24 protein-coding genes, 1 tRNA gene and 1 pseudogene are annotated in these 26509 nt (G+C 68.4%); 12 read left to right on the top strand and 14 right to left on the bottom strand.

Annotated features, from left to right (window positions below; genetic code table 11):
• Window positions 1–647: 647 nt before the first annotated feature.
• On the top strand, window positions 648–1277 hold the full coding sequence (locus KMW22_RS17085) for a hypothetical protein (protein ID WP_221091235.1): 630 nt from the start codon (window positions 648–650) through the stop codon (window positions 1275–1277).
• A gap of 79 nt (window positions 1278–1356) precedes the next feature.
• Here the strand turns inward: KMW22_RS17085 and KMW22_RS17080 are convergent, their stop codons facing one another.
• The 5 genes from KMW22_RS17080 to KMW22_RS17060 are packed head-to-tail and all read right to left on the bottom strand — an operon-like array spanning window position 1357 to window position 3798.
• Window positions 1357–1497, bottom strand: coding sequence for a helix-turn-helix transcriptional regulator (locus KMW22_RS17080; RefSeq protein ID WP_235693087.1), 141 nt, complete (start codon window positions 1495–1497; stop codon window positions 1357–1359).
• Between the two features lie 8 nt (window positions 1498–1505).
• The gene (locus KMW22_RS19600; RefSeq protein ID WP_221091233.1) at window positions 1506–2042 is read right to left on the bottom strand and encodes a tetratricopeptide repeat protein; all 537 of its coding nucleotides are present in this window, start codon (window positions 2040–2042) and stop codon (window positions 1506–1508) included.
• The gene (locus tag KMW22_RS19595) at window positions 2002–3159 is read right to left on the bottom strand and encodes a MalT transcriptional regulator family protein (protein WP_221091232.1); all 1158 of its coding nucleotides are present in this window, start codon (window positions 3157–3159) and stop codon (window positions 2002–2004) included. Before KMW22_RS19595 ends, KMW22_RS19600 begins: the two co-directional genes overlap by 41 nt.
• Before the next feature lie 36 nt (window positions 3160–3195).
• Window positions 3196–3408: a hypothetical protein gene (locus KMW22_RS17065; protein ID WP_221091231.1), complete on the bottom strand. Its 213-nt coding sequence runs from the start codon at window positions 3406–3408 to the stop codon at window positions 3196–3198.
• Between the two features lie 6 nt (window positions 3409–3414).
• Entirely contained in the window at window positions 3415–3798 is a 384-nt protein-coding gene (locus tag KMW22_RS17060; RefSeq protein ID WP_221091230.1) for a hypothetical protein, read from the bottom strand.
• Window positions 3799–4213: 415 nt separating this feature from the next.
• On the opposite strand from KMW22_RS17060, the gene KMW22_RS17055 reads away from it, so the two are divergent.
• The 4 genes from KMW22_RS17055 (at window position 4214) to KMW22_RS17040 (ending at window position 8578) form a co-directional block, all read left to right on the top strand.
• Entirely contained in the window at window positions 4214–5434 is a 1221-nt protein-coding gene (locus tag KMW22_RS17055; RefSeq protein WP_221091229.1) for an MFS transporter, read from the top strand.
• Window positions 5435–5889: 455 nt separating this feature from the next.
• Window positions 5890–7623 carry a hypothetical protein gene (locus tag KMW22_RS17050; RefSeq protein WP_221091228.1) on the top strand — a complete coding sequence of 578 codons (1734 nt, stop codon included), beginning with the start codon at window positions 5890–5892 and terminating at the stop codon, window positions 7621–7623.
• A 431-nt stretch (window positions 7624–8054) separates the two neighbouring features.
• Window positions 8055–8372: an ArsR/SmtB family transcription factor gene (locus tag KMW22_RS17045; protein ID WP_328774743.1), complete on the top strand. Its 318-nt coding sequence runs from the start codon at window positions 8055–8057 to the stop codon at window positions 8370–8372.
• Window positions 8369–8578, top strand: coding sequence for a hypothetical protein (locus KMW22_RS17040; RefSeq protein WP_221091226.1), 210 nt, complete (start codon window positions 8369–8371; stop codon window positions 8576–8578). Before KMW22_RS17045 ends, KMW22_RS17040 begins: the two co-directional genes overlap by 4 nt.
• A 22-nt stretch (window positions 8579–8600) precedes the next feature.
• Here the strand turns inward: KMW22_RS17040 and KMW22_RS17035 are convergent, their stop codons facing one another.
• Window positions 8601–9419: a GNAT family N-acetyltransferase gene (locus KMW22_RS17035; protein ID WP_221091225.1), complete on the bottom strand. Its 819-nt coding sequence runs from the start codon at window positions 9417–9419 to the stop codon at window positions 8601–8603.
• Between the two features lie 320 nt (window positions 9420–9739).
• Here KMW22_RS17035 and KMW22_RS17030 point away from each other — a divergent pair, with 320 nt between their 5' ends.
• The 3 genes from KMW22_RS17030 to KMW22_RS17020 all read left to right on the top strand — a co-directional run bounded on the left by KMW22_RS17030 (window position 9740) and on the right by KMW22_RS17020 (window position 14429).
• Window positions 9740–10609 carry an EamA family transporter gene (locus KMW22_RS17030; RefSeq protein ID WP_456236887.1) on the top strand — a complete coding sequence of 290 codons (870 nt, stop codon included), beginning with the start codon at window positions 9740–9742 and terminating at the stop codon, window positions 10607–10609.
• A gap of 243 nt (window positions 10610–10852) precedes the next feature.
• Window positions 10853–12133, top strand: coding sequence for an AMP-binding protein (locus KMW22_RS17025; RefSeq protein WP_221091223.1), 1281 nt, complete (start codon window positions 10853–10855; stop codon window positions 12131–12133).
• Between the two features lie 37 nt (window positions 12134–12170).
• Entirely contained in the window at window positions 12171–14429 is a 2259-nt protein-coding gene (locus KMW22_RS17020; protein ID WP_221091222.1) for a DNA polymerase domain-containing protein, read from the top strand.
• 297 nt (window positions 14430–14726) lie between these two features.
• On the opposite strand, the gene KMW22_RS17015 is transcribed toward KMW22_RS17020, so the two are convergent.
• The 3 genes from KMW22_RS17015 to KMW22_RS17005 all read right to left on the bottom strand — a co-directional run bounded on the left by KMW22_RS17015 (window position 14727) and on the right by KMW22_RS17005 (window position 17546).
• Window positions 14727–15491, bottom strand: a complete 765-nt coding sequence (locus KMW22_RS17015; protein ID WP_221091221.1) for a M90 family metallopeptidase — start codon at window positions 15489–15491, stop codon at window positions 14727–14729.
• A 216-nt stretch (window positions 15492–15707) separates the two neighbouring features.
• Window positions 15708–17297 carry a TROVE domain-containing protein gene (locus KMW22_RS17010; RefSeq protein WP_221091220.1) on the bottom strand — a complete coding sequence of 530 codons (1590 nt, stop codon included), beginning with the start codon at window positions 17295–17297 and terminating at the stop codon, window positions 15708–15710.
• Window positions 17298–17473: 176 nt separating this feature from the next.
• Window positions 17474–17546: transfer RNA gene (locus KMW22_RS17005), tRNA-Ser, on the bottom strand.
• A gap of 384 nt (window positions 17547–17930) precedes the next feature.
• Here KMW22_RS17005 and KMW22_RS17000 point away from each other — a divergent pair.
• Window positions 17931–18269 carry a hypothetical protein gene (locus KMW22_RS17000; RefSeq protein WP_221091219.1) on the top strand — a complete coding sequence of 113 codons (339 nt, stop codon included), beginning with the start codon at window positions 17931–17933 and terminating at the stop codon, window positions 18267–18269.
• A gap of 68 nt (window positions 18270–18337) precedes the next feature.
• Here KMW22_RS17000 and KMW22_RS16995 read toward each other — a convergent pair whose 3' ends face one another.
• From KMW22_RS16995 to KMW22_RS16985, 3 genes are all read right to left on the bottom strand, one after another.
• Entirely contained in the window at window positions 18338–19429 is a 1092-nt protein-coding gene (locus KMW22_RS16995) for a peptidoglycan recognition protein family protein (RefSeq protein WP_221091218.1), read from the bottom strand.
• Between the two features lie 3 nt (window positions 19430–19432).
• Entirely contained in the window at window positions 19433–20431 is a 999-nt protein-coding gene (locus KMW22_RS16990; RefSeq protein WP_235693086.1) for a peptidoglycan-binding domain-containing protein, read from the bottom strand.
• Window positions 20432–20567: 136 nt separating this feature from the next.
• Window positions 20568–22364, bottom strand: a complete 1797-nt coding sequence (locus tag KMW22_RS16985; protein WP_221091217.1) for an acyl-CoA dehydrogenase — start codon at window positions 22362–22364, stop codon at window positions 20568–20570.
• Between the two features lie 95 nt (window positions 22365–22459).
• Between KMW22_RS16985 and KMW22_RS16980 the strand changes: the two genes are divergently transcribed.
• Both KMW22_RS16980 and KMW22_RS16975 read left to right on the top strand, forming a co-directional pair.
• A complete protein-coding gene (locus KMW22_RS16980; RefSeq protein WP_221091216.1) occupies window positions 22460–23434 on the top strand; it encodes an NADPH:quinone oxidoreductase family protein in 975 nt (324 codons plus the stop codon).
• Window positions 23431–23871, top strand: coding sequence for a MerR family transcriptional regulator (locus KMW22_RS16975; RefSeq protein ID WP_221091248.1), 441 nt, complete (start codon window positions 23431–23433; stop codon window positions 23869–23871). The genes KMW22_RS16980 and KMW22_RS16975 overlap by 4 nt, the downstream gene beginning before the upstream one ends.
• A 269-nt stretch (window positions 23872–24140) precedes the next feature.
• On the opposite strand, the gene KMW22_RS16970 is transcribed toward KMW22_RS16975, so the two are convergent.
• Complete coding sequence (locus tag KMW22_RS16970) at window positions 24141–25526, bottom strand: DUF2252 domain-containing protein (RefSeq protein WP_221091215.1); 1386 nt, start codon at window positions 25524–25526, stop codon at window positions 24141–24143.
• Between the two features lie 90 nt (window positions 25527–25616).
• Between KMW22_RS16970 and KMW22_RS16965 the strand changes: the two genes are divergently transcribed.
• Window positions 25617–25934 carry a GNAT family N-acetyltransferase gene (locus KMW22_RS16965; RefSeq protein ID WP_221091214.1) on the top strand — a complete coding sequence of 106 codons (318 nt, stop codon included), beginning with the start codon at window positions 25617–25619 and terminating at the stop codon, window positions 25932–25934.
• Between the two features lie 473 nt (window positions 25935–26407).
• On the opposite strand, the pseudogene KMW22_RS16960 reads toward KMW22_RS16965, so the two are convergent.
• Window positions 26408–26509, bottom strand: a pseudogene (locus tag KMW22_RS16960) (IS5/IS1182 family transposase); the annotation flags it as partial.

Below are 26509 nucleotides of genomic sequence, written 5' to 3'. Positions count from 1 at the left end.
GCAACGGCGTAGGCCTGGGGGCTCACCGCCATCCTGCCGGTTCCATGGGCGAGGTCGTGCAGGTGACGGGCGTGCAAGCTGCGGCCCTGAATCCACTTGGCTGTGGGTGGGCGCCGCATGAACAGTTCTGGCCCAGCAGAATGGACAGGTTCAACACGCCACCACTCTGCGGGGCAACCTCTTCAAAAGGAACCCATTTTTTTGTAACCGGTCAGTGCCGGCCCGCCTGCTGCGGCTGTCCCGGTGAACCGGGCGCCCTGATGGCGCCATGCCTGTGCCGGGAAGAGCCGGGAGGCGCAGAGCCAGGGCCAGTCCCCCTGACCTCCGCAGGCTGACTGCTGGACCTCTGCGGTTTCTGGCGGCGCCGGGCCCGCAGCCGGGGCGGCTCCTGCCCAGCTGTCTGAAGAATTCCTGCCGGGAATGGCGCACAGCCGACCAGAAACGGGGCCACGCTGAGCGGCCTGGTGAAGTCGCCCCTCTTTTGGTCAGCCCGAGAGGACCGGAGGCCCAGATCGGGCGACAGCAGAGATGCGGAAGGGCGGCCAGGCCGCCCGACCAGTGATCACCACATCTAGTGACGCCGCGTCACCATCTGGTTGCCTACGGTCCTGAGGGCGCGCGAAGGGCGCGCCCCACAAGGAGGAACCATGACCGTCACCCCCTCAACGCTCCTGCGCAGTGGTGGACTGGCTGCGGCTGGCCTGCTGTTTCTGACAGTCCAGATCCTGCATCCCCCTGAAGTGCTCGCCACCGTGACCACGCCGCGCTGGGCCACCGTTCATGCCCTGACCCTGCTGATGGCGCTGGCCGGTCTGCCGGGCCTCACAGCCATTTATGCCCGGCAGGCTCAGCGGGCCGGGTGGCTGGGGCTGGCCGGCTTTCTCCTGCTGGGGCTCTGGCTGGTGCTGGTGGCGGCCTTCACGTTCGTCGAAGCCTTGGTGCTGCCGCTGCTGGTGGCGGATGCCCCAGGCTTTGTGCAGAGCTTCCTGGGAATTTTCAGCGGGCAGGCCGGCCCAGTCGAATTGGGAACGCTGGCCGCCGCCGCGCCCCTCTCCGGTGGGCTCTACATCGTGGGTGGCTTGCTACTGGGCCTGGCCAGCTGGCGGGCCGGGGTCCTGCCGCGCGGGGCCGGAGCGCTTATGGTGGGGGCAGCCGCTCCTGCCGCACCCGCTTCAACGCGTCGCCGCACTGCCGATGGGCCTGAGTCTGCTCTGGTTCGGGGTGGCCCTTTGGGCAGAGGGTCGGGCGGCGCCCCCAGCCCACTCCGGCGAAGGTGAGTGCCTGCGCGCCGGGTCTGTCACGTCACGCTGAGCGGCGCCGGGAAGCGCCTTTGCCCCCGCCCACTGACCTGGCTCTTCAGGACAGGCCCAGGTCGCTGGCCCGGCGAACGGCTGCGCGGCGGCTGTTCACGCCCAGCTTGTCGTACATCCGCTGGGTGTGGGTGCGCAGGGTGTTGATGGAAACGCCCAGTTTCCTGGCGATGGCGAGCCCGTTCAACTCGGTGCTCAGCCACCGCAACACGGTCTGTTCACGCGCGCTGAGGGGCTCTGGCATGCCCGGTGGCTGGCGCGCGGTTCTGGGCCAGCCACTGGACCGCAGGTGACGGACATAGGAGGGTGCCACGCCCCGGCCCAACGCCGCCTGGAGCAGACGGCCATGACGGGCCCTCCCTCCAGGAAGACGGCCGCGTATCCCTCGGGCTCGGCCCGCTCCAGGGCCTGTTCCAGCCGGGCAAGCGCCCCTCCCTGCCGCCCCGCCCGGCGGTGGACCAGAGCCTGAAGCAGCAGCAGTTCGGTCTCGCTGCCCAGGCGCCCACCCGCCACAGCCGCCGCCAGCCGCTGCAGGAAGGCCAGCAGTTCGTTCCCGGCGGCGTCCATCTGGCCGTCCCACGCCTGCAGCAGCACCCGCGCCAGTGTGATGTGCTCGTATTCCTGCCGGTACGACAGCTCGTCGCGCAGGGAGAGGCCACGGTGGCGGGCCCACCGCTGAGCCGCCTCCAGATCATCCTGCCTCAGCTGTACCCGGGCGACCACAGCAGACACGGGACGCCCCTCTGGAAAGTCTCCACGCCTCAGCCTCCTGCAAAGACAGGCGGCCTGCGGCCATCTCCAGCTCGGCTTGGGCCACACGCCGGCGCCCGTCGTACTGGGCCCACTGGGCATGTGGCCCCAGGGCGTCCCCCTTCTGTAGACAGGCCTGGGCCGCCGTCAGATCATGGCGCTGGCGGAACACGCCGCTGAGGGTCACATACAGATCGGCCGCGCCCCACAGGGCCCCGTGGTGAGCGGCCGCAAACTGAAGGGCCTGCTCGCAGGTGTGCTGAGCCTGACGCAACTCCCCGCGCGCCACGAAAATATCCGCCTGGGCCAGCGCGGCCCCCACGGCGTCGGCGGCGTGACCGGCCCGCAGCAGATGTGCCTGGCAGGCGGCCCACTGCCAGGACGCCGCCCCAAGTTCGCCCTGGTGCCACGTGGCCAGCCCCAGCAACCCTGCGGCGGCCCCACGGGCCAGATGATCGGTCTCTGGCGCGAGAGCCAGCAGGTCACGGGCGTGCTGGTCCGCCGCGCCCACCTCACCCAGGGCCAGGACCGCGCGGTAGGCGGCCACCTCAGCGGGAAGTCGCCTGAACTCTGCCTCATCCCGGACCACGATCTGGGCCTGCTTCCCAAGGGCCTGTTCAGCGGCCAGCAGCCAGCCCTCGACCTCAGGCCAGCGGCCGGCCTGCATCAGCGCCTTGGCATAGTGCGCGCACAGCACCGGGCGCGTGCGCAGCAGCGCTTCCGGCAATGCCTCCAGCCACGGCAGAATGACGGTGTCCTGCAGGGTGCGGCGCCATGCCGGCACCGCCACCTCAATCAGATCGGCTGCCCGCGCCACGCCCTGGTCGGCTAGGGCGTGGCGGATGGCCTCGGCTGCCATGCCGCGCTCCTCGAACCATTGGCTGGCGCGGGTGTGCAGCAGGGGCAGCGCGCCCGGCTGCTCCGCCGCGAACTGCGCCCGCAGCGCCTCGGCCCACAGGGGGTGAGCCCGGTATTCCTGGCGCGTCCCCTCCAAGGAAACCAGAAAAACGTGCCGCCGGGCCAGCGTCTCCAGCTGCGCCTGACTGCCAGCCTGCCCCGTCACCGCGTCGCACAGCGCTCCATCCAGCCGCGCCAGCACCGAGGTGTGAAGCAGAAACTGGCGCAGCGCTTCAGGCTACGCCTGGAGCACCTCCTGGGCGAAGTAGTCCCGCACCAGGCGGTCACCGCCGGAAAACGACTGGATAAAGCGGTCGCGGTCAGCCTGAGTGCGCAGGGCCTGGGCCGCGAGCCGCAGGCCGGCGGGCCACCCTTCCGTGCGCGCCTCCAGGGCCATCACCTGCGTGGGGGTCAGGTCCAGGGCCATGACGCCGTTCAGAAATGCGGCCACCTTAGCCTACGAAAACCGCAACTCGGCGGCGCGCACCTCTAGCAGGTCCCCCTGGGCCCGCAGGCGCGCCAGGGGCAGAGGCGGGTCCTCCCAGGTGACGATGACGAGGTGCAGGTGAGGCCGGTAGGCCCCAAGAAGCGCTGTGAGCAGGTGATGCACCGGTCCGGCCTGAATCACGTGGTAGTCGTGCAGCACCAGCACGGTGGGCGATCCCTGCCATCCCAGGGCGCGCCACAGGGCGGCGACGGCGTTTTCCGGGGACGAGCAGGTCAGGACCTCCGGGAGATTGTGCAGCGCCGCGTCGAAGACCGGTACCTGAAAAGCCGCAGCATGGCGCCGAACAAACCGGGCGGGGTCGTTGTCAGCAGGTTCCAGGGACAGCCACGCCACCGGCAGCGCCAGCGCCGCGGCCCAGGCACTGGTCAGGGTGATTTTGCCATACCCTGCGGGCGCAGAAAGAAGAATCAGTTTCCTGGTCAGCCCTGCACTCAGCGCCGCCTCAAGATGTGGGCGTGAGCCCCCGTCCCGTCTGGGTGTGGGCCGGCGTTAAGTCACGTCGAGCAGAGAAGAGGTCATGGGAGCTTGGCCGTGGCCCCGTGCCAGCCGGGCAGATCGGCCCCACACTACCGCGAAGCAGGGCGGTGCTCTCCCACGTGCCGGGGGCAACGCCGGGGCTGCACAGCAGGCGGCGTTCAGGCCCTGGCCGCGCTTCTGGGCCCAGCCATCTGTGGTTGGGCGACCCCTGCCCCTTCAACCCGGTCTGGTGGGGGCCCAGCTGTTCGCCCTGTCCCCTATCCTGCGCCTCATGGCCCCATCCTTCCCGGAAGCCGCCGGGCGCTGGTCCGCGCTGGCGGCGCTGGCATTGGCGGTTGTTCTTGGCATGGCGCCTTGGTTCTCGGCGGCGGCGGTGCTGCCACAACTGCGCGCGGTCTGGGGACTGACGGACGCTGCCGCGTCGGGGCTCACCCTGGCGGTCCAACTGGGCTTCGTGGTGGGCGCTGTGCTCAGCGCCGCCCTGAACCTCGCGGACCGTGTGCCGCCACGGCAGCTGATCCTGACCGGCACGCTGCTGGCTGCTGGCGCCAACCTGGGCCTGCTGTGGGCCGGCGGGCCGGCACCGGCGGCCGGCCTACGGGCGCTCACCGGCGCGGCACTCGCTCTGGTTTATCCTCCGGCCCTCAAGGCGATGTCGGCCTGGTTCCGCACTGGGCGCGGGACCGCGCTGGGCATCATGGTGGGGGCGCTGACACTGGGGTCAGCCCTGCCGCACCTCATCAACGGCCTGGGGGGCGCGGACTGGCGCAGCGTGATTCTGGCCACCAGCGGACTGGCGGCGCTCGGCGGAGTGATCGCGGCGCGGGTGGGGGACGGTCCGCACCGTGTGCCTGCGCCGCCTTTTCAGCCCAGCCGGGCCTGGCGGGTGCTGACCGGGCGCGGCGTGGGCCTCACGACGCTGGGCTACCTGGGGCACATGTGGGAGTTGTATGCCATGTGGGCGTGGTTTGCCGCCTTTTTTGGCGGGGTGTTGAGGACGGCCGGAGCCGCTGATCCGATGCGGGGCGCCGCCCTGGCCACCTTTGCGGTCGTGGGGGTAGGCGCCGTGGGATGCTGGGTGGGCGGCCTGCTGGGAGACCGCTGGGGCCGCACCCGACTGACCACACTCGCCATGGGCCTTTCTGGGGCCTGTGCCCTGGCGCTGGCCGCACTGGCGGACGCAGCGCCGGGGGTGGTGCTTGCCCTCAGCCTGCTGTGGGGCTTCTGGATCATCGCGGATTCCGCGCAGTTCTCCACCATCGTCAGCGAGATTGCCGACCCAGCGTACGTCGGAACAGCCCTGACTGCGCAACTGGCCCTGGGCTTCACCCTGACGGCGGCCAGTATTGCGCTCGTGCCTGTGCTGGTGCGCTGGGGAGGCTGGCCGTTGGTCTTTGCGGTGCTGGCGGCCGGCCCGCTGCTGGGGACTGTCGCCATGCGCCGCCTCGCACACACACCCGACGCCGCGCGCATCGCTGGGGGTCGCGGTTGAGAGGGGTGCGCGCTCCTGTCCACCCGCTGGACACAGTTTCCCACCAATGAGCGCCAGGCAGGCTGAATTTTGGGGAAACGGGGCGGCGCACTGGGCCCAGGACGGCAGCGCCCTACAAGCGGATATGGAGAGACACAGACGGGCAGACAGTAAGGCCCCGGCGCCATCCGGCCGGGGCGGGCTGAAACAGCGTCACGGGCACCCACGCTGCGCACCGCTGGTGGGCCGGGCTCTGGCCGCGCGGGAGCATCCCCGGTCACTGAAAGAAACGGCGCCAGCACCCCAGAGTCAGGGCGCCGCTGTCTTGCGCACTGGCGGCGATCCGCACGCCGCTCAGCCGTTTCATCATCCGGCCCACGCCTCCACTGCCAGGGGCCCTCAACGCTCAATAAACCATGAAGACCGGCCTGCCCCTGTGCAGAAAGTTGCCCAGGCGCCTCTCCATACTTGGCCGTGTGACCTTTGCCCGTCTGATTCAAGTCGCCCTGCTGCTGGCCCTGCTGGGCCCCGCCAGCGCCAGTCCTGTTCTGATCTCGCCGGCCGGCGAGGTGACGGTGGACGGGCAGCGCCGGGTGCTACGGACCCCCGCCCAGGTGGTGGACGGCGCCCTGCTCGTGCCGCTGCAGGAAACGGCGGCCCTGCTGGGCCGGCCCGCCCAGGTCAGCGGCACCCTCTTTCAGGCCGGCCGCTTGGTGGTGCAGACAAGCAACCGCAGCATGACGATTGACGGGGTGCCCTACGCCGGCAAACTCGTCCTGACCCCGGGCGGCGACCCCCTGGTGGAGGCCCGGCTGCTCGCGTATGCCCTCGATGCCCCGCTCACCGTTCAGGCCGGGGGCGTTCTGGTGTTCTCGCGGCCAACCGGGTCAGTGCCCGTGCCTGCCCCCCAGCCGGCCGCGCCTCCGGCCCAGGGGGCGACGGTGCCCGCGCCAGCCGGCGGGCGCCCAGAAGCGCGCTTTGCCACCAACAAGGCGGTGTACGCTCCGGGCGAACGGGTCACCTACACCGATTTCTCGTTCGACCCGGACGGCCTGAATCTGGCGCGGAAGTGGGAGGGCCAGCAGGACGTGTTCTTTACCCCGGGCGAGCACCAGATCACCCTGATGGTGACGAACACGAAGGGCATGGTCAGTGCGCCCTACACGCGCACCATCCGGGTGGAAGGCGCCCCGGTCAACACGCCCCTGTCGTTCGCGCTGCGGCATACGCCGGTCGGCGCAACGTTTGCGGATACCCGCAATCCCGCCTATCCGGCTGCGGCAGCCACCATGACGCCGGGCCCCTCGTTTCCCCTGCTGTTCAGCGACTCCCCCGAAGCGCCCACGCAAAGTGGCGTGCTGTACCGGGACCGCGCGGCCGGGCGGGTGCGGGTGGTGGCCTACCACCTCAACCGGCTGCCCAGACCGGCGCGGCTGTTCGTGCTGGCCCGGCCCACGACCGCCAACACATCGGTGGAGGTGCAGCGTGAAGGCAGCGCCGGAGGCACCCGCCTGGAGAGTGTGCTGGGCCAGGTGAGCGTGCTGGACTTCCTGACCAGCGCAGGCCGTGCCCGCCAGCTGCTGGACCCCCAGGCGCCCACGGCGCTGTACATCAGCCCGCTGCTGACGCCCGAGCAGGGCGCCACCGCCTTGCTTGATCTGAACATCAGCGGCGAAGCCGAAATCAGCGTGGTGATGCTGGAAGACGGGCGGCAGCCGACCAACGATACCCTGGCCGCGCTGCCGGTGCTCCCCCCAGACGGCAAACACCAGCGCGGCACCTTTCCCCAGGCGGTGCGGCGCCTGACCGTGCCGGTAGGCGGGGCGCCCGTACAGGTGCCGCTGGGCGACGCAGTCAGCGATCTGCCGCTGCTCGGCACCGACGCGCTGACCGGCACGCCCCAGCGCCTGAGCGGCAACTACGGCCTGCTGTATGAACTCACCGTTGAGAACACGGTGCCGGGCAACAGCGTGGTGATTGCCTTTGCGCCGCGCGGCGGGGTATACCGGGGCGGCGTGGTGCTCGACGACGGCCTGGACCGGCAGGTGCTTCGCATTCCGGGCTCTGGCGTCCTGACCAATGGAGACCAGCCGCTGCTGCTGTGGCGCAGCGCCGCCCGCACCGTCCGGCTGTCCTTTCTACCGGCAGGCGGGTCGTTTCTGCCGGTTTCGCTGGTCCTGTATCCGCTTTCCGGGGACGCCCGGCCCTGAGCCGACGCCCTGGAGCTTGGCGGGGCAGGCCCCACCGAGCGCAGGGCAGTCCGTGCCAGCAGAGAAAGCCGCGCAGTCGGCCCTGACTACCGGACAGGGCCCATGGCGCTGAGGGAAACGCACAGCCGGAAACTGTCTTCCAGAAGCGGAGACTGCCTCTCTACACGGCGCTTGAGCGGTTCATCAGAACACCTGCCAGCCCCTGTCTCGGCGGAAGGCCAGTGGGCTTGTCGTGAGCGCAGCGCCTGTCTTCTGGCCGGCAAAGGGCAGGGCTTCAGCCCGCAAACGTGGGGGCCTGCTGAACCTGACCAAAAAGGCAGCGAGGTCCATAGAGGGCTCATCCCCATGCGCGGCGTACAGGCCGTCCTCAGGCCCTAAGCATCTACGCTTATCTATATTGACATCCATCTATTTAGATGTACATTGATGGTGTGAGTCCTGCTGTTCACCACGACGTCCTCCGCGCCCTCGCCGACCCCACCCGTCAACAGATTCTCGAGGTGCTGCTGCTGGCCGCAGAAGCCCGGCGGCGCGGCGAATGCTTTGCCGGCAGCATCAGCCAGCGGCTTGGCGTGAGCCAACCCACCATCAGCCACCACATGAAAATTCTGGTTGATGCGGGGCTTGTCACCGCCGAGAAAAAAGGCACCACGGTGTACTACAGCCTGGGCCACCAGGGCTTTCAGGCGCTACAGGCCCACCTCGCCCCTTACCTCAACGCCACCGCAGACCCACAGGAGACCTCATGAACGACTACATGTTCCTTCAGCTGCATGCGCCCACCCACGAGGCCTACGAGAACCGCATGGCCCAGCACCTCGCCGAAGCTGAGATCCGGCGCCGCCTGCGGCAACCGGGCCCCCGGGCCCAGCTGGCCGCCGCCCTGCGCCACCTCGCCGACCGCATTGACCACTGCGCCGCCGCGCTGCCTACATCTTCCAGCCCTGCCCGCTGAGGGCCAGTGGCATTCCCGGTTCTTACCGGGTTGCCTCGCGGGACCAGATATACGGGGTCGTGGTGGTGACCGGCAGCAGCCCGCTGCGCTGCAGGATCGGCCGCGAAAAGGCCGTGGAATCGCTGTGTAAAAAACGCACGCCGCGCGCCACGGCCGACTTTGCCCGCTCGGCGGTGAGGGCCCGGTAGATGCCCTGCCCCCGCCACTGCGGCACCGTGCCGCCGCCCCAGATGCCCGCGAAGTCCGTGCCCGGCACCACTTCCAGGCGCCCTGTACAGACCACCTCACCCTGCACTTCGGCCACCCAGATCTCGATCAGGCCGCGCTTGCTCTCCAGCCGCTGCACGAAGTCGTCCACGCCGAACGGAAAGCCGAACGCCCGTTCCTGCACCGCCGCCGCCCGCCTCAGATCCGGCAGCGGGTCCGCCTGATCATCAATGCGCCGCAGCTGCACGCCGGGCGCCAGAGGCACGTCCACCGCCAGCCGCTGCGCCTCGCCCAGCATCACGGTTTCCGCCTCTTCGGCCTGAAAACCGTGCGCCAGAAGCCGTTCAGGAAGATCAGCCGGCACGTCGTGCCCCCGCGTCTTCCACTCAAAGGACGTGACGCGCTCGTCTCTGGCGTAATGGTCAATCGTCTGGGCAATAAGGTCGTCGAGCGCGGCGCCGCTCAGGCCCCCCAGATCGCGGTACGACACAAAGCCCCGTGCTCCGAACTTCCCGCGCCACAGCGGCCCATAGCGGTCCACCTCCGTCGCCGACCCCATCTCGGCCTCTTCCCGAAGCTGGGCGTCATAGGCATCAAGGAGCGCGCGTGCAGTGGCCGAGGAATCGGGAAGCATCTGGGGCAGCTTAGGCAAATGAATTCTGGAGATCAACGTTGGTCTCTGCCCACCAGAGGCACACATCAGCATGTCTGCGGCCCGTGGGTGCCTTGAGGCGGATGGGTGTCAGCCAGCGTCATCCTGCTGCCGGCGCGGCGTCACTGTGAACGCGGTCCTGCCTGCGGGTAACCAAGAGCACACCCTGGGCCGCTCTCGCCGTGGGTGTGCGGCGCCTTGATTTGGCCCTGTTGCCCAGAGCGGGTCACGTTCTATCAGGCTGGACGAAGCGACCAGAAGCGGGGCGTATACTCCCGCGCATGACGGGTGTGCCTGCTCCCCTGAACACCCGTGCGTTGCTGCTGGCGCTGCTGATTACCGGCATCTGGGGCGTGAACTTCATCGTGATCAAGTGGAGTGTCGCGGACGCCCCACCGCTGCTGGTCGCGGCCCTGCGCTTTCTGGTGGCGGCCCTGCCGGCCGTGTTTTTCGTGCCCCGGCCGCGCCTGTCGGCTCGCCTGCTGTGGGGGTACGGACTGGCGGTGGGCGTGGTGCAGTTCGGGCTGCTGTACCTCGCCATTCAGCTGGGCATGAGCGCCGGGCTGGGTTCCCTGCTGATGCAGATGCAGGCCTTCTTCACGGCGCTGCTGGCCGCGCGCGTGCTGGGCGAGCGCGTGCAGCCGTGGCAGGTGCTGGGCATCATCCTGGCGTTCAGTGGCATGGGCGTGATCGGGGCGCTGTCCGGCGGGGACCTCACGCTGCTGAGCCTGCTGCTGACGCTGCTGGCCGCGCTGGGCTGGGCGGTCAGCAACCTGCTGGTCCGGGCATCCGGCGACGTGAACATGTTCTCGCTGGTGATCTGGAGCGCCCTAATTCCGCCTGTGCCACTGGCGCTGCTGGCCGGGTTTACCAGCGGTTGGGACGCGGTGGCCCATACCTTTACGCACAGCGGCGCTGGCTTCTGGGCCGCCGTGCTGTTCATGGGGCTGGCGAACACCGTGCTGGGATTCGGGGTCTGGGCCGCGCTGATTCAGCGGCACGGCGCGGCCCGTGTGGCGCCCCTGTCACTGCTGGTGCCGGTCTTTGGGCTGATCGCCAGCGCCCTGGCCTACCAGGAAGCGTTTCCGCCGGGCAAGGCGCTGGGCGCCGCACTGGTCTTTGCCGGGCTGGTGCTGCATGTGTTCGGCGGGCGGTGGTGGCGCCGCGAGTAGGGGGGTTGTAGGGAGGGGGATGACCTTTTGCTCAGGCGTCGTCGCGCGGTCCTGTGGGGCTCGTGGGTCAGGCTGACCTGCCCCGGCTGCACGATGCCGCCCCACTGCGCCTCATCTGGGGCCGCTGTTCAGCCACACACAGCTCCATGTGGTGCGCGCGGGCCTTTTTCCATTCAGGCATTCTGGTGGGGACGAACGTGCACCTGTTGACCCCCACCGCCCATCCTCCAGGGAGGAAGTTCGATGTTCAACCCGTCCGCCGAAGCCATGCCCCTCCCGGCCCTGCGCGCCCTGCAGCTGGACCGCCTGCAGGCCACAGTCGCGCGCCTGGACGAGCGCGTGCCCGCCTATCAGGAGAAGTTTGCCCATGCCGGCCTGAGCCCCAGCGACCTGACCTCGCTGAATGACCTGCGCCGCTTTCCCTTCACGCGCAAAAGCGACCTGCGGGACCACTACCCCTTTGGCCTGTGCGCGGCGGACCGCGCGCAACTGCGGCGCGTGCATGCGTCCAGCGGCACCAGCGGCAAGCCGACGGTGGTGGGGTACGACGAGAACGACCTGGACGTCTTCGCTGAAGTGGTGGCCCGCAGCCTATACGCGGGGGGGGCCCGGCCCGGCATGCTCTTTCACAACGCGTACGGATACGGGCTGTTTACTGGCGGCCTGGGCGCCCACGCCGGCGGGGAGCGGCTGGGGCTGGGGCTCATTCCCGTGTCGGGCGGCGGCACGGAGCGTCAGGTGCAGCTGATCGAGGACCTGGAGCCGGAGGTCATCGCGTGCACGCCCAGTTACGCGTTGGTGCTGGCCGACGCCCTCGCGCGTCGCGGCCACACGCCCGAGACCATCAGCCTGCAGTATGCGGTTCTGGGCGCCGAACCCTGGTCAGAGACCATGCGGGAGGACGTGCAGACGCGCCTGGGCCTGCGTGCCACCAACATCTACGGCCTGTCCGAGATCATCGGCCCAGGCGTGAGCTGCGAGGACGCACAGGAACAGGCGGGCGCCTACCTGTGGGAGGATCACTTCTACCCGGAGATCGTGGACCCGGCCACCGGGGAGAACCTGCCGGACGGGGAGTACGGCGTGCTGATTCTGACGAGCCTGTCCCGCACGGCCATGCCGCTTCTACGCTACTGGACGGGCGACATCACCCGCCTGCTGCCGGGTGAGAACCAGACCGGGCGCACGATGCGCCGCATGGACCGCATTCGCGGCCGCAGCGACGACATGATGATTCTGCGCGGCGTGAACGTGTACCCCACCCAGATTGAGGCGGTCTTGGCCCACCTGACGGAGCTGAGCCCCCACTATCAGCTGGTGCTGTCCCGGAGCGGCAGCCTGGACGAGTTGCTACTGCGGGTAGAAAGCACACGGCTGGACCACGCCCTGCGGCTTGAAGTCATCCGCCTCGTCAAAGCGCAGGTGGGGGTGACCATCGAGTGCGAACTGTGCGAGGTGGGCAGCCTGCCCCGCAGCCAGGGCGGCAAACTGCAGCGCGTCGTGGATGGGCGCGGGACCCGTTGAGGGCGCGGGATTTCCAGGCAACAGGAGCACGTCACCGATGAGCCCTCAATCCGTTGCCCCTGACCTGGACCCGGTGGTGTTCGGGCACGACCCAATGCCGGGGATCGTGTCGGTGCACGCGGACCTGTCTGGCCGCGCGCTGGTCTGGCGCCGCGTGGGGGAACAGGTGACGCTGGAGCGGGCCCGTTTCCGCCCCTGGCTGTTCGCCCGTGACCTCGCGGACGTCGAGCATCTGGGCCACCGACTGGGCGATGACGCCGCGCCATTCAGTGCACGTGAACTGCCGGGCGGCCCGGGCACGTTGCGTTACCTGCTGAGTGCCCAGGACGGCCGGGCCCTACGGCAAGCCGTCCTGACCGGCGCCCAGCGGCGGCTGGGCCAGCGCGTCACGAGCCTGCACGACCTGCCGGAGTACGTCAGTGTGGGCCCGGCCGAGCAGTACCTGATGGCGTCCGGCCGCACCTACTTCAAGGGCCTGACTTTCGATGATGTGCACCGCCTGCAGTTTGATCTGGAGACCACCAGCCTCACGCCGGACACGGGCCGCATCTTCATAGTGGCGGTGCGGGACAACCTCGGCTTTGAGCAAATTCTCGAAGCCCCGCAACCGGAGGACGAGCCTGCCCTGATCCGGGCGCTGTTGCAACTGGTGGCCGCACGCAACCCGGATGTCATTGAGAACCACAACATCATGCGCTTCGACCTGCCCTTCCTCATGGGCCGCGCGCAGGCCCATGGACTGCCCCTCAACTTCAGCCGCCCAGGAGGGCCGGCCGGGCTGTGGCCCGTGCAGGACGGCCGCAGTTCGCCCCACTGGGCCTGCGCCGGGCGCGAGATCGTGGACACGCTGGACGCTGTGCGCCGCCTTGACCTGCCCAGCATGGGCCTGAAGGCGGTCTCGCAGCACCTGGGGCTGGCCCCGCCGGACCGCGTGTACCTGGAAGGGGCGCTGGTGGCGCAGACGTATCAGACCGATCCGGCGCGGGTGCGGCGCTACGCGCTGCAGGACGTGGAGGAAGTGGACGCGCTGGCCCGGCGGGTGCTGGCCCCCGCGTTTGCGCTGGCGCAGATGGCGCCGCGACCCTACCACCGCTTGCCGTACGCTGGCACCGCCACCGGCATGCTGGAACCCATGCTCATCCGGGCGTACCTGCATGCTGGCCACGCGCTGCCCGGCCCGCCGGCGCGGCCTACCCGCCCTCACCAGGGCGGCGCCGTGCATCTGTATGCCGAAGGGGTGCTGCCGCACGTGGTGAAAGCGGATGTGGCCAGCATGTACCCCAGCATCATTCGCCACGACCGCATCGGCCCGGCGAGTGATCCCCTGGGCGTGTTCCTGCACCTGATGGACCATCTGACCGCGCTGCGGCTCCACCACAAGACGGCCGCCCGGCGCGGTGACCGGGGCGAGCACGAGGCCATGCAGAGCGCGATGAAACTCGTGGTGAACTCCGGGTACGGGTACCTGGGGGCCGGACGTATGGCGCTCTTTGCCGACGCGGCCGCCGCCGACCGCATCACCGCCCGGGGGCGCGACCTGCTGGGCGGGGTGGTGCAGGCCCTGCAGACCCGGGGCGTCACCCTGATCGAAGCGGACACCGACGGGGTGTTCTTCGCCACGCCGGGCGCCTGGACCGAAGCGCAGGAGCGGCAGCTGATCGCGGCGGTGGACGCGGCGCTGCCGGACGGCATCTCGCTGGAGTTCGATGGCCGGGCACAGGCGATGCTGAGTCACGAGATGAAAAACTATGTGCTGCTCCGGCACGATGGCCGCCTGGAAGTGCGGGGCGCCGCGTTCGAATCCAGCCGCACCGAAGCGTACGGGCGGACCTTCTTGCAGAGGGCGCTGCGGTGCCTGCTGTCCGGTGACGTGGCAGGGGTGCGGCAGACGTACCTGGACACCCTCCACGCGCTGGAAACACGCACCTGTACCAACGCCGACGTGGCCAGCCGGATGCGCCTGACCAAATCACCCGAGCAGTACGCCCACACGCGCGCGGCGCGCCGCGAGGTGGCGTACGAAGCGCTGTGCAACCTGGGCCGCGCCTGGACGGCTGGCGAGCGCGTGACCCTGTATCACCGCCAGGGGCACGGTCTCACACCCCTGGACGTGAATCCGCACGGCCACGATTACGACGTGCGGTATTACGCGGCGGCGCTGGTCAGCACCTACGCCGCCCGGCTGCGCAAGGGCCTGACTCCGGAAGATTTTCAGCAGGTGTTCAACCACGCGGCCCAACCAGGGTTGTTTGACCGCCCAGTCGAGAGCATGACGCCGCGCTGGGCTGCCCTCTGAGAGCGGAACTCAGGGTCGTCGGAAGTTTGCTCTGGGCGAACAAAATGAGTGCCCACGACAGCCGTGGCAGGAGAAAAGTTGAGGGGATGCTTCTGGGGCCCAAAGTGAAACTGGCCGCCATTCCAGGCAGCGCCAACTGTCTTATACAGATTCCGGATCATCCGTTGCAGCCTCTCCGCTTCGTCTCGGTGCTTCCACGCCTCTCCGTCACCGTTGTTCCTTCTCTGCTGCACAGCTCTGCGAGCCCCTCCGTTCGGGTTCATCAGTGATGGAAGAACTGGTGAACCCGAATCCTGATCAGGCAGCCTCTGCACCTGCGTGGGACAAGGCACCGTAATAGTCTTCCAGCAGTTGGTGCAGCGCCGGGTCAAAGGCGCGCAGAAGCTGCGGGGCTTCAAAGTACAGTTCGGTGGTCACGGCAAAGAATTCGGCTGGGTTCTGCGCGGCGTACGGGTCAATGGGGGCTTCGCCCCAGGCCAGGTGGGCGCGCAGTCGGGTCAGGGCGCGGTTCACCACCTGCGCCCAGCGGGTGTAGGCGGCGCTGTTGCGCAGCGCCGGGGCGCCGTCCACCGCGCCGCTGCCACTGTCGAGCTGATGGGCAAATTCGTGCAGCACGACGTTCCGCCCGGTCCAGGCAGCCCAGGTGCTGGCTTCCACCGCACGCCACGCCAGCACCACGCTGCCCCGGTGCCACGATTCACCGATGCGCACGGTCGGCACCTCGTCAATCACGCCGCCGGGCAGCACCTGGGTGACGGTGGACACAAACGCATCGGGATAGAGGTAGATCGTGGTGCAGTGCGGGAAATGGCTGGGGTCGTGATGCAGTTCCAGCCGGCAGGCCTGCGCCGCGACGATCACGCGCATGGTGTCGGTGACCTCCAGGCCGCCGCAGCCTTCAAAGGTCTTTTCTGCCAGGAAAATCTGAATACGGCCCTGCAGGCGCCGTTGCAGTTCAGGGGGAAGGCGGTGGTACCAGGGCAGGCGGCGCTGCAGCACCTCCAGCCATGCGGCGGGAAAGGGTTGCTTGCGAAGAGCGTGACGACGGAAAAAGGTGAACATGGGGCCTCCTCGAACCGGGCCGATGACGCAGAGCAGTCAATCCGTAAACTGCTTTAAAAAACATAGCATGAAAGACTGCGGATGAGGTTTTGCCTTTCTTGAACAGGGACCCGGCGCGAGCGAGTTGCCTGACGTCTGCGCGACCGCAGCGTCCAGCGCGGTCACAGGGCGGATGCCAGGAAGATCAACGAAAAAGCGCCCTGCGTGGGGCGCCTTTTAAGCTCTGAACTGCTGACTCATGGCGTGGGCGTACCGCAGGAGGCCGTCGCCCCACCCGCCCAGGATGAACGTGCCCCGGTAGGTCTCTGGAACGATGGTGTCGCTGTACCCTGCCACCTGCACGAGGTAGACCATCACCTGGGGGTTCACCTGCTCGCGGTAAGTCTGGATCAACTTCGGCACGTCAATGTAGTGCCCGCCGCCGGGCCAGACATAGGCCTTATAAGCCCCTACATCTGTGCCGTACAGGCCCCCGTGCCCGGCCTGCATGTCGCTGTACACGAACACATGATCCCAGTGCTGCCGCTCGCGGATCGCCCGGTCCCAGAAGAGCCAGATGCCGTTTTCAGTCGCGCCCCCGATGGTCTGGGCCAGACGCTCGGCCCGCTCCAGGTTTGGCATGACCCGGCCCTGGACCCGGAAGGTCTCCAGACGGTCCCCGAACACACCCACATGCCCCTCGTCCGCCCGGCGCGCCGTGAGCACCGCGCTGAGGTTCGCAATGGTGCTGACCTGCATCTGGCCCATGCTGGACGTCGCCGTGCCCTGCGCGCTGCCACTGTTGTCACATAGGCTCATCACCCGGCCGGGAAAGTGCGGCAGTTCGCCCAGGCTGACTTCCAGGGCGTCCTCAACGGCGGTCAGCACCGCATGCGGCGCACTGGCTTCCTTCACCGCCCGGTAGGCGCTGTAGTAGCGGAAAGGGAGCTGCTTGCCCCTGGCCGCGCCCGCCACGAGCTTCTCCGTGAACAGCTCCGGCGCGACGCCGTGCTTGACCAGATTGCGCAGGTTCCGCAGCAGGGCCATGTGACCCATGACCTGCACTGCCTCTGTCCACTGCGGCTGGCCGCTGCCCTTGGCGCTGATCAGGCTCTCCCAGGTCTCTCCCTCCAGTTTGGCTGTGCCGCGCATCAGGCCGTCAATCGCCGGGCTGAACGCATGCACCAGGTTCACCACGTCCAGGGTCTTCACGTCACGCCCTTCCAGGCGGTACTTCGCCAGGGCAGAGGCAGGTACCTGTTCCAGCGCACGCTTCCAGGCCTTTTTCAGGCTGTTGGGAATCGGCTTGCCGTAGGCGCTCAGCTGATAGGCCAGCCCTGTGGCGGGCTCGTCGGGCCGGCGGATGATTCCAGGCGCGTGCTCGCGGATCAGGCCCGTGCCCCGCACAGCAGCGTGGTTGGCTGCGCGCACCAGGATGACCTGCGGCGTCACGCGGATGTTCCATTCACCACGCAGTTCAGCAGCCAGAGCCAGGGTGCCAGCCGGGTCGGCGTCCAGGGCCGCGTCTATCGCGCGTTCCAGGCGCTGCGCGGGCGTCAGGGTGCGGTTCTCGCCAGGATCAAGGGCGCCCAGGGTGGCCTGCAGGTGCGCGAGGTGCAGGTCATTCAGGCGGCCCCGGTGCGGACGCTGCGGCCGGGTGTCCTTCACGTCCCGCGCGTAATACATCGGCTCACCGAAAAAGCAGCTGGCGGCCGTGACCCGCAAGGTCTGAAGCGGATCGGTGATGTCGTAGGATGGGCCGCCCATGAAGTTGAGATGCGGCGAAGGTGCGCGGTTCTTTTTGCGGTTGAGGAAACCCATGGGCATGACCTCCTTCGTCATGGCAGTACAGAAAAAGGCCAGTGGGAGAACATTGTTTCCCCGGTGCGGTTTCTTTTCCGAAGAAGGAACCGGAGAATTCACTGCCCACTGGCGGGATTGGACGCCCGGAGAACATGTCGCGGCGGGACACAAAGTGCTCTAACCAGCTGAGCTACACCTGTTGCCAGGTGACGGGACTCGAACCCGTGACCACTCGATCCGGAGTCGAAGGAACCGCCGCTCTCACTACCGGGCGAAGGGCAGTATGCCGGGACAGAGTGCCCCGCCTCTATTCGCTGTTTCACCCAGGCGGGATAGGTGGATTGGCGCAGCTGTTTGATTTTCGCTGCTTCGCCACTGCTTCCGCTGATCAAGCCTGCAAAACAAACTCGGGGAGACAAGCTTTCTTGCCCACCTGCAGAGAGCGTTTTCCACCTTCGCACGCTTAAGCCCGTCTTGCGCACTCCCCTCGCCATCCTTGGCTGCGCATAGCACCTGGCGTCAAACGTGTTCCACTTTGCCGGCCAGGAGCACAAAGAGACGTCCCTCCCCCAGCGGGCGGCTTCACGAATGAAGTGAAAAACTTTACACTTAGGCACACTAAGCGCAGCGTGGACTCAACCTGCGCACGGAGGAACGATGAAGCGATTTGCACTGATGCTCGGCTTGCTGGCGACCGCCTCACTGGCCTCGGCCGGCGCCAATGACCCGGTGACCCTGCCCTCGGGGGTGGTGGTCAAGGAAGTGATGCCTGGCTACCTGCGCGGCAACGGCGGATCCTACGAGGGGCACGACAACAAGGTGCTGGTCTGCCACGCCACCAGTGCGGTGGACAACAACGCCTATGTGGTCATCAGCATCTCGGTGGCGGCCCTGGAAGCGCACCTGGCGCACGAGCACAAGAACGGCGGCGGCCAGCGCGAGCACCGCGACGCCCTGTACCTGGGCAGCCTGAGCTGCGGCTACAAGCCCAGCTAAATTTCAACGGCCTCACCAAGCAACCGCCCGGGCAGAAAAGCCCGGGCGGCTGTTGTCATGGCCTGCGGCTAACTCTGCAGGGCGTGCCAGGTATTGGGGCCCACCACGCCGTCGGCACTCAGGCTGCGGCTGGTCTGGAAGTTGCGAACAGCGGTCTCGGTGCCAGCCCCGAAGACGCCATCCACTGCCACGCTGTAGCCGCGCGCCGCCAGTTGCCCCTGCGCGGCCTGCACCGCTGGGCCCGTGTCGCCCCGGCGCACCGTGCGGATCAGGCGCTCCCAGGTGGCCGAGCCAATCACGCTGTCAGGGGTGAGGCCCACACTGCTCTGAAAGGCCCGCACCGCGCTGGCGGTGCCGCTGCCGTAACTGCCGTCAGGGGTCAGGGTCTGACCGGCGGCCACCAGCAGGCGCTGGGCACTGCGCACCCGCTCGCCCGTCATGGGGGCGCGGGTGGTAGGCCAGATGCGTACCGTCACGCCCAGGCGAGCCGCCACATCGGCGCGCAGCTGCGGCAGCTTGGCGTACAGCACGTCGCCGGGGCAATCGGTGTTGTTGAAGTCTCGGTGGCCGTACAGCTCGGTGGCGGGAATGCCGTACTGCTGGCACAGCCACGCGCACAGGCTGACCAGGGCGCTGTACTGCCCGCCCGGGGGCGAGACGGTCATGTACGTGCCCTCGTTTTCAATGCCCACCGAGACGTCGTTGAAGCCGTCGCAGTGCGCACCCTGCACATGCTGCTGCCCGCCTTGGGCGGCTTCGAGGCTGCGGTGGCGGCCTTCGAGCACGTACCCGCCCCGGCTGATGGTGAACTGCTGCCCCGAATCAATCCAGCCGCGCGAGAAATGGCTCTGCTGAATGGAGCGGGCCAGACTGTAGGCCTGCGTGCGCGAGAGGTCTGCGGTGTTGGCGCTGGCGGTGTGATGCACGATGATCCGCGTGGGGCGTGCCGAGAGCAGCACGATGGGCGATTTGGGGGGCTGGGCCGCCCAGGCCGAGGTGCCCGCCACAGCGGGCTGGGTGACGGCCAGGGCATTCAGGGGGCTCTGGGGCAGGGCGGGGCTGGCCACATTCACGCCGCAGCTGGCCAAAAAGGCGCCGCCGCCCACCAGGGCCCCCAGGCGCAGTACACCCCGCCGGGTCAGGACATTCTGGGTGGTCATAGCCTAATTCCAGGCGCAGTGCACATGGTTGCTGTGTCCACCGGGCGGATCGTAGTAGGCGTTGAAGGTCTGCGAGGGGTCGCTGCCCGCCGCCAAGCAGGCGTTGCGCGCGGCCGTGTGGGCGCTGTTGGGGGTGCTGAGGCTCACGCCGTTCCAGACGCCAATGTCCAGGGCCAGCCCCGCGTAGTGGTCGGAGTAGGTGGAGTGCACCCCACCGGCAATGGACGTGATGTACATGGAATTGTTCGCGCCCATGTTGACCAGCCCCTGCAGCATGGAGCGCTTGAGCGCCACCGTGAGGCCGCAGTTGGCGTTGCTGGCGCAGCCGCGCGTGGCGAGGCGCCCGGCGGCCGTGTCCACGATGTTCTGCCGGGGATTGCCGTTCACCGTGGAACTGCTGGTGCCCAGCGTAATGCGCCCGTTGTTCAGAATCTGCTGCGCGAGGCTGGCGGTGGTGCCGGTGCCGCCGGTACTGCTGCCCGTCACCAGCGCGTGCCAGGTGTTCAGGCCCACCACGCCGTCCACGCTGAGGCCGCGCTTGCTCTGAAAGTCGCGCACGGCCGTGTTCGTGCCAGAGCCGAAAACGCCGTCCACCGTCACGCCGCTGTAGCCGTAGCCGCTGCGCAGCTGGTCCTGCACGGCGCGCACGGCGTTGTTGTTGGCGCCCTGCTGCACTGTGGTGATCAGCTTTTCCCAGGTGTTGCCCCCCACGATGCCGTCCACCACCAAGCCATTGGCGCGCTGAAAGTTGCGCACGGCGGTGTCGGTTCCGGTACCAAAGGCGCCGTCCACGCTCAGGGTCTGGCCCCGGTGGCGCAGCAGGTACTGCAGGGTGACCACATCGCGGCCACTGTCTCCCTGACGCAGCGCCTGCCACGTCAGGACCGATTGCGCGCCCAGACGGGCCGCTTCTGGACGGGACGCCAGCTCGGGAGAAGACGGAGCGCTGCAGCCAGCCAGCAGCAGCGCAGGCAAGAGGACCACCAAACGGGCGTTCGTCATGTCACCTCCGGGCGCACAGGGCGCGCCAGCACGTCAAATTCAGCCCTGTGCCACAGGTGTAACCGGTCACAGGCCGCGCTGAATTGTCGTGTGGTTTCACCCTACCCCAACCGGCCGGAGACGGCGCGACAGGTGGTCAGAACCAGTCGGGCGACATGTCTAGGGCGGTGGGGTCAGCGGCGGCCAGAAGCTCGGCGTGGACGCGAATTCCTGGCAGTTCATACAGGGCAAAGAAACGGGCGGCCTGCAGCTTGCCCCGGTAAAAGGCAGCGTCCTCGCCCCCGGCACTGGGGAGTGCGCGGGCTGCTGCGACCGCCTGCCGCAGCCACATCCAGCCCACCACCACACCGCCCAGCAGTTCCAGGGCGCTGTGGGCGCCGGCCAGCACCCGCTCCGGGCCCAGGTCGGCGGCACGGGCCAGGAGGGGGTGTAGGGCGCCCGTGGCCGTCTGCAGCGCCCAGCGCATGCCAGAGCGGATCTCGTCCAGGCCTTCTACCCCCTTACTGGCGCTCAGGTCGGCCTCAATCCGGGCCAGAAGCACGGCCATGCCGCGTCCGCCTGCTTGGGTCAGCTTGCGGCCCAGCAGGTCGGCGGCCTGAATGCCCTCGGTGCCCTCGTGGATGGGATTCAGGCGGTTGTCGCGGTAGTACATCTCGACGGGAAAGTCGCGGGTGTAACCGGCGCCGCCCATGACCTGAATGGCGTCGCTGAGGGCTTCTTGCACATGGCGGCTGGGCCAGCTTTTGACAATGGGGGTTAGCAGGTCCAGCAGCAGGCCGGTGTCTGCTCGCTCCTCTTCCAGGCCGGTGTGCAGATCATCCACCAGTGCGCAGGCGTACAGGCCCAGGGCCAGCCCGCCTTCGACGGTGGCCTTCTGGCGCAGCAGCATCCGGCGCACGTCGGCGTGTTCGATGATGGGCACAGGCGGCGAGAGCGGATCGCGCGCGCCCGGGCGGCGCCCCTGCCGGCGCTCGCGGGCGTAGGCGAGGCTGTGCAGGTAACCGGCCGTGCCCAGCATCACCGCGCCCATCCCCACGCCAATGCGGGCCTCGTTCATCATGTGGAACATCTGCGCCAGCCCCTGCCCCGGCGCCCCCACCAGTTCGCCCACCGTCTCGCCGCCCTCGCCAAAGTTCAGCAGCGTGTTCACGGTGCCCCGGTAGCCCAGTTTGTGGTTCAGGCCCGCCAGCACCACGTGGTTGGTTTCTCCGGGCGAGCCGTCCGGGCGCAGGCGGTAGCGCGGCACCAAAAAGAGGCTGATGCCGCGCACGCCCGCCTCGCCCCCCGCAATGCGCGCCAGAACCAGATGCACGATGTTCTCCGCGAGTTCGTGCTCGCCGCCTGAAATCCACATCTTGGTGCCGCGAATGGCGTAGGTGCCGTCGCTGCGCGGGGTGGCGGTGGTGGCGATATCGGCCAGCCCGGAGCCGGCCTGGGGTTCGGACAGCGCCATCGTGCCGAACCAGCGCCCTTCCAGCAGGGGCTGCAGGTAGCGGCGCTGCTGCTCTGGCGAGGCGAATTGCCGCTGCAGGTTGGCGTTGCCGATGGTGAGAAAGGGGTAGCCACTGTACCCGATGTTGGCGGCCTGAAAGTGCGCCATCGCCGCCTGCGTGACCACCCAGGGCAGGGCCAGCCCGCCCAATTCTTCATCGTGGTGGGCGCTGAAAAAGCCCGCTTCCCGGAACGCCTGCATGGCCGCCTGCGCCGAGGGCGGCAACACCACGCGGCCATCCTGCACAGTAGGTTCGTGCTCATCGGCCTCGCGGGCATAGGGGGCAAAGTGGCGCTCGGCCACGCCCGCCGCCAGGGTCAGCACCGCCTCGTAGTCCTCGCGGGTGTGGCCAGAAAAGCGGGCCCGGGTGGTCAGGGCGGCGGTGTCCAGCACCTCGAACAGCTGGAAATTCAGGTCGCGGCGGTTCAGCACAGGGGGCATGGCAGGGCTCCTTGGGGAAAAAGAGAAGGGTGTCCGTAGACGTCCATTATGAACGCTTGCGTTAAGATGGGGCCACCCCTACGGAGGTTCTGCCCATGCGCGCCCTGACCTGCACTGTCTTCGCCCCGCCCGAAGCCCTGAGCCTTCAAGACCTCCCCGACCCGCTGCCCGGTCCCGGCGAGGTGACGCTGGAGGTGCGCGCCGCCAGCGTGAATTATCCCGACGCCCTGATGGTGCAGGGCCAGTATCAGGTGCGCCCGCCGCTGCCCTTTATCCCCGGGGCCGAGGCGGCCGGAGTGATCACGGCGCTGGGCGAGGGGGTGCGCGGCCTGGAGGTGGGCCAGCGCGTGGCGGCCTTTACCGGCACCGGCGCCTTTGCCACCCACCTGACGGCCCCGGCGGCGGCCGTGTTTCCGCTGCCCGACCATTTGGACTTTGAGGTGGCGGCCACCCTGCCGCTGGCCTACGGGACCGCCATGCACGCCCTGATGGACCGGGGGCAGGTGCAGCGCGGCGAAACGCTGCTGGTGCTGGGCGCCGCCGGGGGCGTGGGGCTGGCGGCCGTGATGATTGGCAAGGCGCTGGGCGCGCGGGTGATCGCGGCGGCAGGCAGCGAGGAGCGCCTCGTCCTGGCGCGGGCCCACGGTGCGGACGAGACGATCAACTACGAAACCGAGGACCTGAAAGACGCGCTGCGGCCCCTGACCGGCCGCGCTGGCGTAGACGTGGTGCTGGACCCAGTGGGGGGCCGCTGGGCCGAGGGCGCGTTTCGCAGCCTGGGCTGGGGCGGGCGCTACCTGGTGGTGGGCTTTGCGGGCGGCGAGATTCCGCGCCTGCCGCTGAATCTGCCGCTGCTGAAGGGGGCCAGCGTGGTGGGCGTGTTCTGGGGCGAGTACGCCCGGCGCGACCCAGCGGGCAACACGGCCCATCTGGCGCAGCTGGCCGAATGGGTGGCGGCGGGGACGGTGCGCCCCCTGATCAGCGCGCGCTACCCGCTGGCCGAAGCACCACGCGCCCTGCGCGACCTGCTGGAACGCCGGGTGACCGGGAAGGTGGTGGTGGTGCCTTGAGCGCCCCCACTTTTTACACCACCGCCGAACTGGCGCGCGCGGCCGGCGTCACGCGGCGCACGGTGATGCACTACGCAGAACTGGGCTTGCTGACCCCTGACCAGGTCACGGCCTCGGGGCGGTCGCTGTACGGGCCGTACGCCCTGCGGCTGCTGCGCGACCTCCTGGACCTGCGCGCCCTGGGCATGACGCTGGAAGAGGCGCGCGACATGGTGGCCCTGCGCCGCGCCACCCACGATGTCAGCGGCACCTACCGCCACGACTGGACGCGGGCTGACGTGCCCATTGACGACGAGCGGCTACAGGCGCTGCAAAGCCGCCTGCGCGCCATTCAGAGCGCCTACGAGCGGCAGGCCGAGAATCTGGCCCGGTTTGACCGCTGGCTGACCAAGCGTTTTACCGGCAGTGGGGGCACGCCGGAGGTGCCGGAAGGCTGAGGGCGACTCGTAGGCCGGGTTGGCTTTGCCCAGGCCGAGAGAGGCGCTCAGTTCCAGAGTGAATTTTGTAGACTGGCCCCTTTTGCTGCGCCTCTGTACACCTTCAACTGCCCGACTCGCTGCCGCTTGGCCTGGCAGCGAAACCCAGCGCCATTCTCCGGTACCCCCTGAATGGTCCTGAGGGAACCAGAGCACAACGGAGCCAACACCCTCAAGGGGCCGCCTCCCTGGTCCAACGTGAAACAGGCGCCCGCTGTGAAGCCCTTCTCTCAATCCTCGTCCGGGTCGGCCTCGGTTTCAATGTCACCGCGCGCGACGGCGCGGGCCAGGGCGGCGTGGTCGCGTTCGGCCTGATCCGCGTAGGCGACCCCAAAAGCGGCGGTGGCTTCATCGAAATTCTCGCCGCCGCCCAGGTAAGCGCCCAGGGCCACGGCGTCCCCGGTGCGGGCGTGGGCGCGGGCCAGGGCCCAGCCGCACAGTTCGGCAATCTCTTCCAGGGTGCGGGGGCTAACCGCCTGCAACTCAAAGCGGCCCTTGAGATCACGCAGCTGGCGCACGTAGGCAAAGTGGTCACCGCCCGAGCACCACCCCAGGAAGGGATCGCTGGCCGCCTGCATCAGCTGTTGCCCGCGCACGATGCGGTGGGCGGCGTTCTTGGCCACGGTGGGCCCGGCGTGGGCTTCCAGCACGCTGGAGCGGGCTTCTTTCACCTGCAGGAACAGCACGTCGTCGCCGTCGGCGGCCAGCAGCAGCACCAGCACCCGGCGCCCGCAGCTGCCCACCCCGGTCACCTTCAGCGCCCAGTCGGCCAGGTGGTAACGCGAGAGCAGCATGCGGCGGTCGGGCGCCACGCTGTCCAGGTAGCACGCTTTCACGCCCTCCAGCATCGCCTCGGCCTGGGGATCGCTGGTGTGCACCAGCAGCGGCGGATCGTCGCGCAGGCGCCAGCCGGCGGGGGTGTGGACGGCCAGCTTCTTCAGGGTGTGCAGGTGGGTGCGGGTGCTGGCTTTGGCAAACATGGCCTGCCCGTGGGCGCGGGCGTCGGCCGCCATGTCGGCCAGGGCCTCAGAGGCGTCTATGCGGTCATACCACACGTCAATATGCGGCTGCCGGGCATAGGCGCGCAGGTGCAGGCGGTAGGCGCGGGCGCCGCTGCGGGCGGCAAAGCAGGCGTCGGCCTCGCTGTGGCCTGCCTCGCGCGCGGCGAGCACCAGACTGGCCGAGAGGCGCCGCACGTCCCATTCCCAGGGGGCGCGCAGGGTTTCGTCGAAGTCGTTCAGGTCAAAAACCAGATTGCGCTCGCCTGTGGCAAAGGCGCCAAAGTTGGCGCAGTGGGCGTCGCCGCAGGTCTGCACCCGCTCGCCCGTGACCGCCGTGGCGGCCAGATCGGCGGCCATCAGGGCCGCTGTGCCGCGAAAAAAGGCAAAGGGGCTGGCCACCATGCGCCCAAAACGCAGCGGCAGCAGGTGCGGCAGGCAGCCGCTGGCCCCGGCCTGCAGGGTCTGGAGAACAACGTCTGGGCGGTCCCCCGGGGCCTCGAAGGTGGCGTGGGCACGGCGCGGCAACACGGCGCGCAGCGCCCGGCCCTGTGCGCGGCGCTCGGATCGGGGCGGCAGTGGGGTGGGCGAGAATGGATCGTGCATGGTGCCTTTCATCGTGCCATGTCTGCGCGCGCAGAGAATAAAGAGTTCCAGGCGTGGCGCCGACCCCCGGCCGCCCGGCATGATGGGGCGCACGGAGACCCCATGACCCACGCACAGACCGAAGTGATCCGCAATGACGAGGCCGCCCGCTACGAACTGCGCCGGGGTGAAGAGGTGCTGGGCTACGCCGAATTCCGCCCGGCCGGTGAGGGCGCCGTGATGCTGCCCCACACGGTGGTGGAAGAAGGCCACGAAGGACAGGGCCTGGGCAGCCAGCTGGCCCGGGGCGCCCTGGATGATGTGCGGGCGCAGGGCAAGTTGGTGGTGCCCATGTGCCCCTTTATTGCCGCCTACATTCAGCGCCACCCCGAATACACCGAGCTGGTGCACCCGCAACAGCGGGGCGTGTTCGGGCTATAAGACGGGTTGCCGTTTAGAGCAGGGCCATCCGCACCAAACTTGGATGGTCCCTCTCTTTGGGCGCTGTTCAGGTCCGATGCCCGGCCATTCGTGCGGACAGGTTCAGCAGTCGGCCCAACAAGCTGGATAAATATGCTGTCTTCACTCTTCCCTGTCGCAGGGGCCTCGCAGAGCTGTGGAGCAGATGGCGGGAGGGGGCGAGTAGGCTCGGTACCTGAGACCAAGGTTCCAGCACAGGCTTCTCGTGTCGCTTGAACACCCTCTGCACCATGCCCCAGGACCTTTGTTTCCTGGGGGGCGTTCTTGCTCACCCTCTCCCCCTTCCGAAAAGGGGGGCAAAATCCTGACTACCAGTCAAAACTCTTGATAGCCAGGGAAAAGTCGGCTCCTGTAGCGTATTTCTGCGATGAAGACACGTCAGAGCCGACATCCACACGATGCCTTGAAGGGCGCGCTAGAGAGTGCCAAGAAGGCTATGCAAAAAGAGGCTTCAAGTTGTTGCAGAGCAGAATGCAGGCGGCAAGGACGTGAAAGCCGACCAGGGTGGAGGGCAAGCGCTCCAGGTCACGTCCGAG

This window comes from Deinococcus aquaedulcis (genome assembly GCF_019693445.1).
Classification (GTDB): domain Bacteria; phylum Deinococcota; class Deinococci; order Deinococcales; family Deinococcaceae; genus Deinococcus; species Deinococcus aquaedulcis.
Note: the sequence above shows the minus strand (reverse complement) of the source record. Positions and strands in the feature narration are given on the sequence as shown.

Excerpts from the sequence above, each read along its gene's own strand:
- KMW22_RS17010 (WP_221091220.1), bottom strand. The coding sequence starts at position 17,297 with ATGCCCATGGGTTTCCTCAACCGCAAAAAGAACCGCGCACCTTCGCCG.
- KMW22_RS17015 (WP_221091221.1), bottom strand. The coding sequence starts at position 15,491 with ATGTTCACCTTTTTCCGTCGTCACGCTCTTCGCAAGCAACCCTTTCCC.
- KMW22_RS16995 (WP_221091218.1), bottom strand. The coding sequence starts at position 19,429 with ATGACCACCCAGAATGTCCTGACCCGGCGGGGTGTACTGCGCCTGGGG.
- KMW22_RS16985 (WP_221091217.1), bottom strand. The coding sequence starts at position 22,364 with ATGCCCCCTGTGCTGAACCGCCGCGACCTGAATTTCCAGCTGTTCGAG.
- KMW22_RS16980 (WP_221091216.1), top strand. The coding sequence starts at position 22,460 with ATGCGCGCCCTGACCTGCACTGTCTTCGCCCCGCCCGAAGCCCTGAGC.
- KMW22_RS16970 (WP_221091215.1), bottom strand. The coding sequence starts at position 25,526 with ATGAAAGGCACCATGCACGATCCATTCTCGCCCACCCCACTGCCGCCC.
- KMW22_RS17035 (WP_221091225.1), bottom strand. The coding sequence starts at position 9,419 with ATGCTTCCCGATTCCTCGGCCACTGCACGCGCGCTCCTTGATGCCTAT.
- KMW22_RS16990 (WP_235693086.1), bottom strand. The coding sequence starts at position 20,431 with ATGACGAACGCCCGTTTGGTGGTCCTCTTGCCTGCGCTGCTGCTGGCT.
- KMW22_RS17040 (WP_221091226.1), top strand. The coding sequence starts at position 8,369 with ATGAACGACTACATGTTCCTTCAGCTGCATGCGCCCACCCACGAGGCC.
- KMW22_RS16965 (WP_221091214.1), top strand. The coding sequence starts at position 25,617 with ATGACCCACGCACAGACCGAAGTGATCCGCAATGACGAGGCCGCCCGC.
- KMW22_RS17085 (WP_221091235.1), top strand. The coding sequence starts at position 648 with ATGACCGTCACCCCCTCAACGCTCCTGCGCAGTGGTGGACTGGCTGCG.
- KMW22_RS17020 (WP_221091222.1), top strand. The coding sequence starts at position 12,171 with ATGAGCCCTCAATCCGTTGCCCCTGACCTGGACCCGGTGGTGTTCGGG.
- KMW22_RS17025 (WP_221091223.1), top strand. The coding sequence starts at position 10,853 with ATGTTCAACCCGTCCGCCGAAGCCATGCCCCTCCCGGCCCTGCGCGCC.
- KMW22_RS17000 (WP_221091219.1), top strand. The coding sequence starts at position 17,931 with ATGAAGCGATTTGCACTGATGCTCGGCTTGCTGGCGACCGCCTCACTG.
- KMW22_RS17055 (WP_221091229.1), top strand. The coding sequence starts at position 4,214 with ATGGCCCCATCCTTCCCGGAAGCCGCCGGGCGCTGGTCCGCGCTGGCG.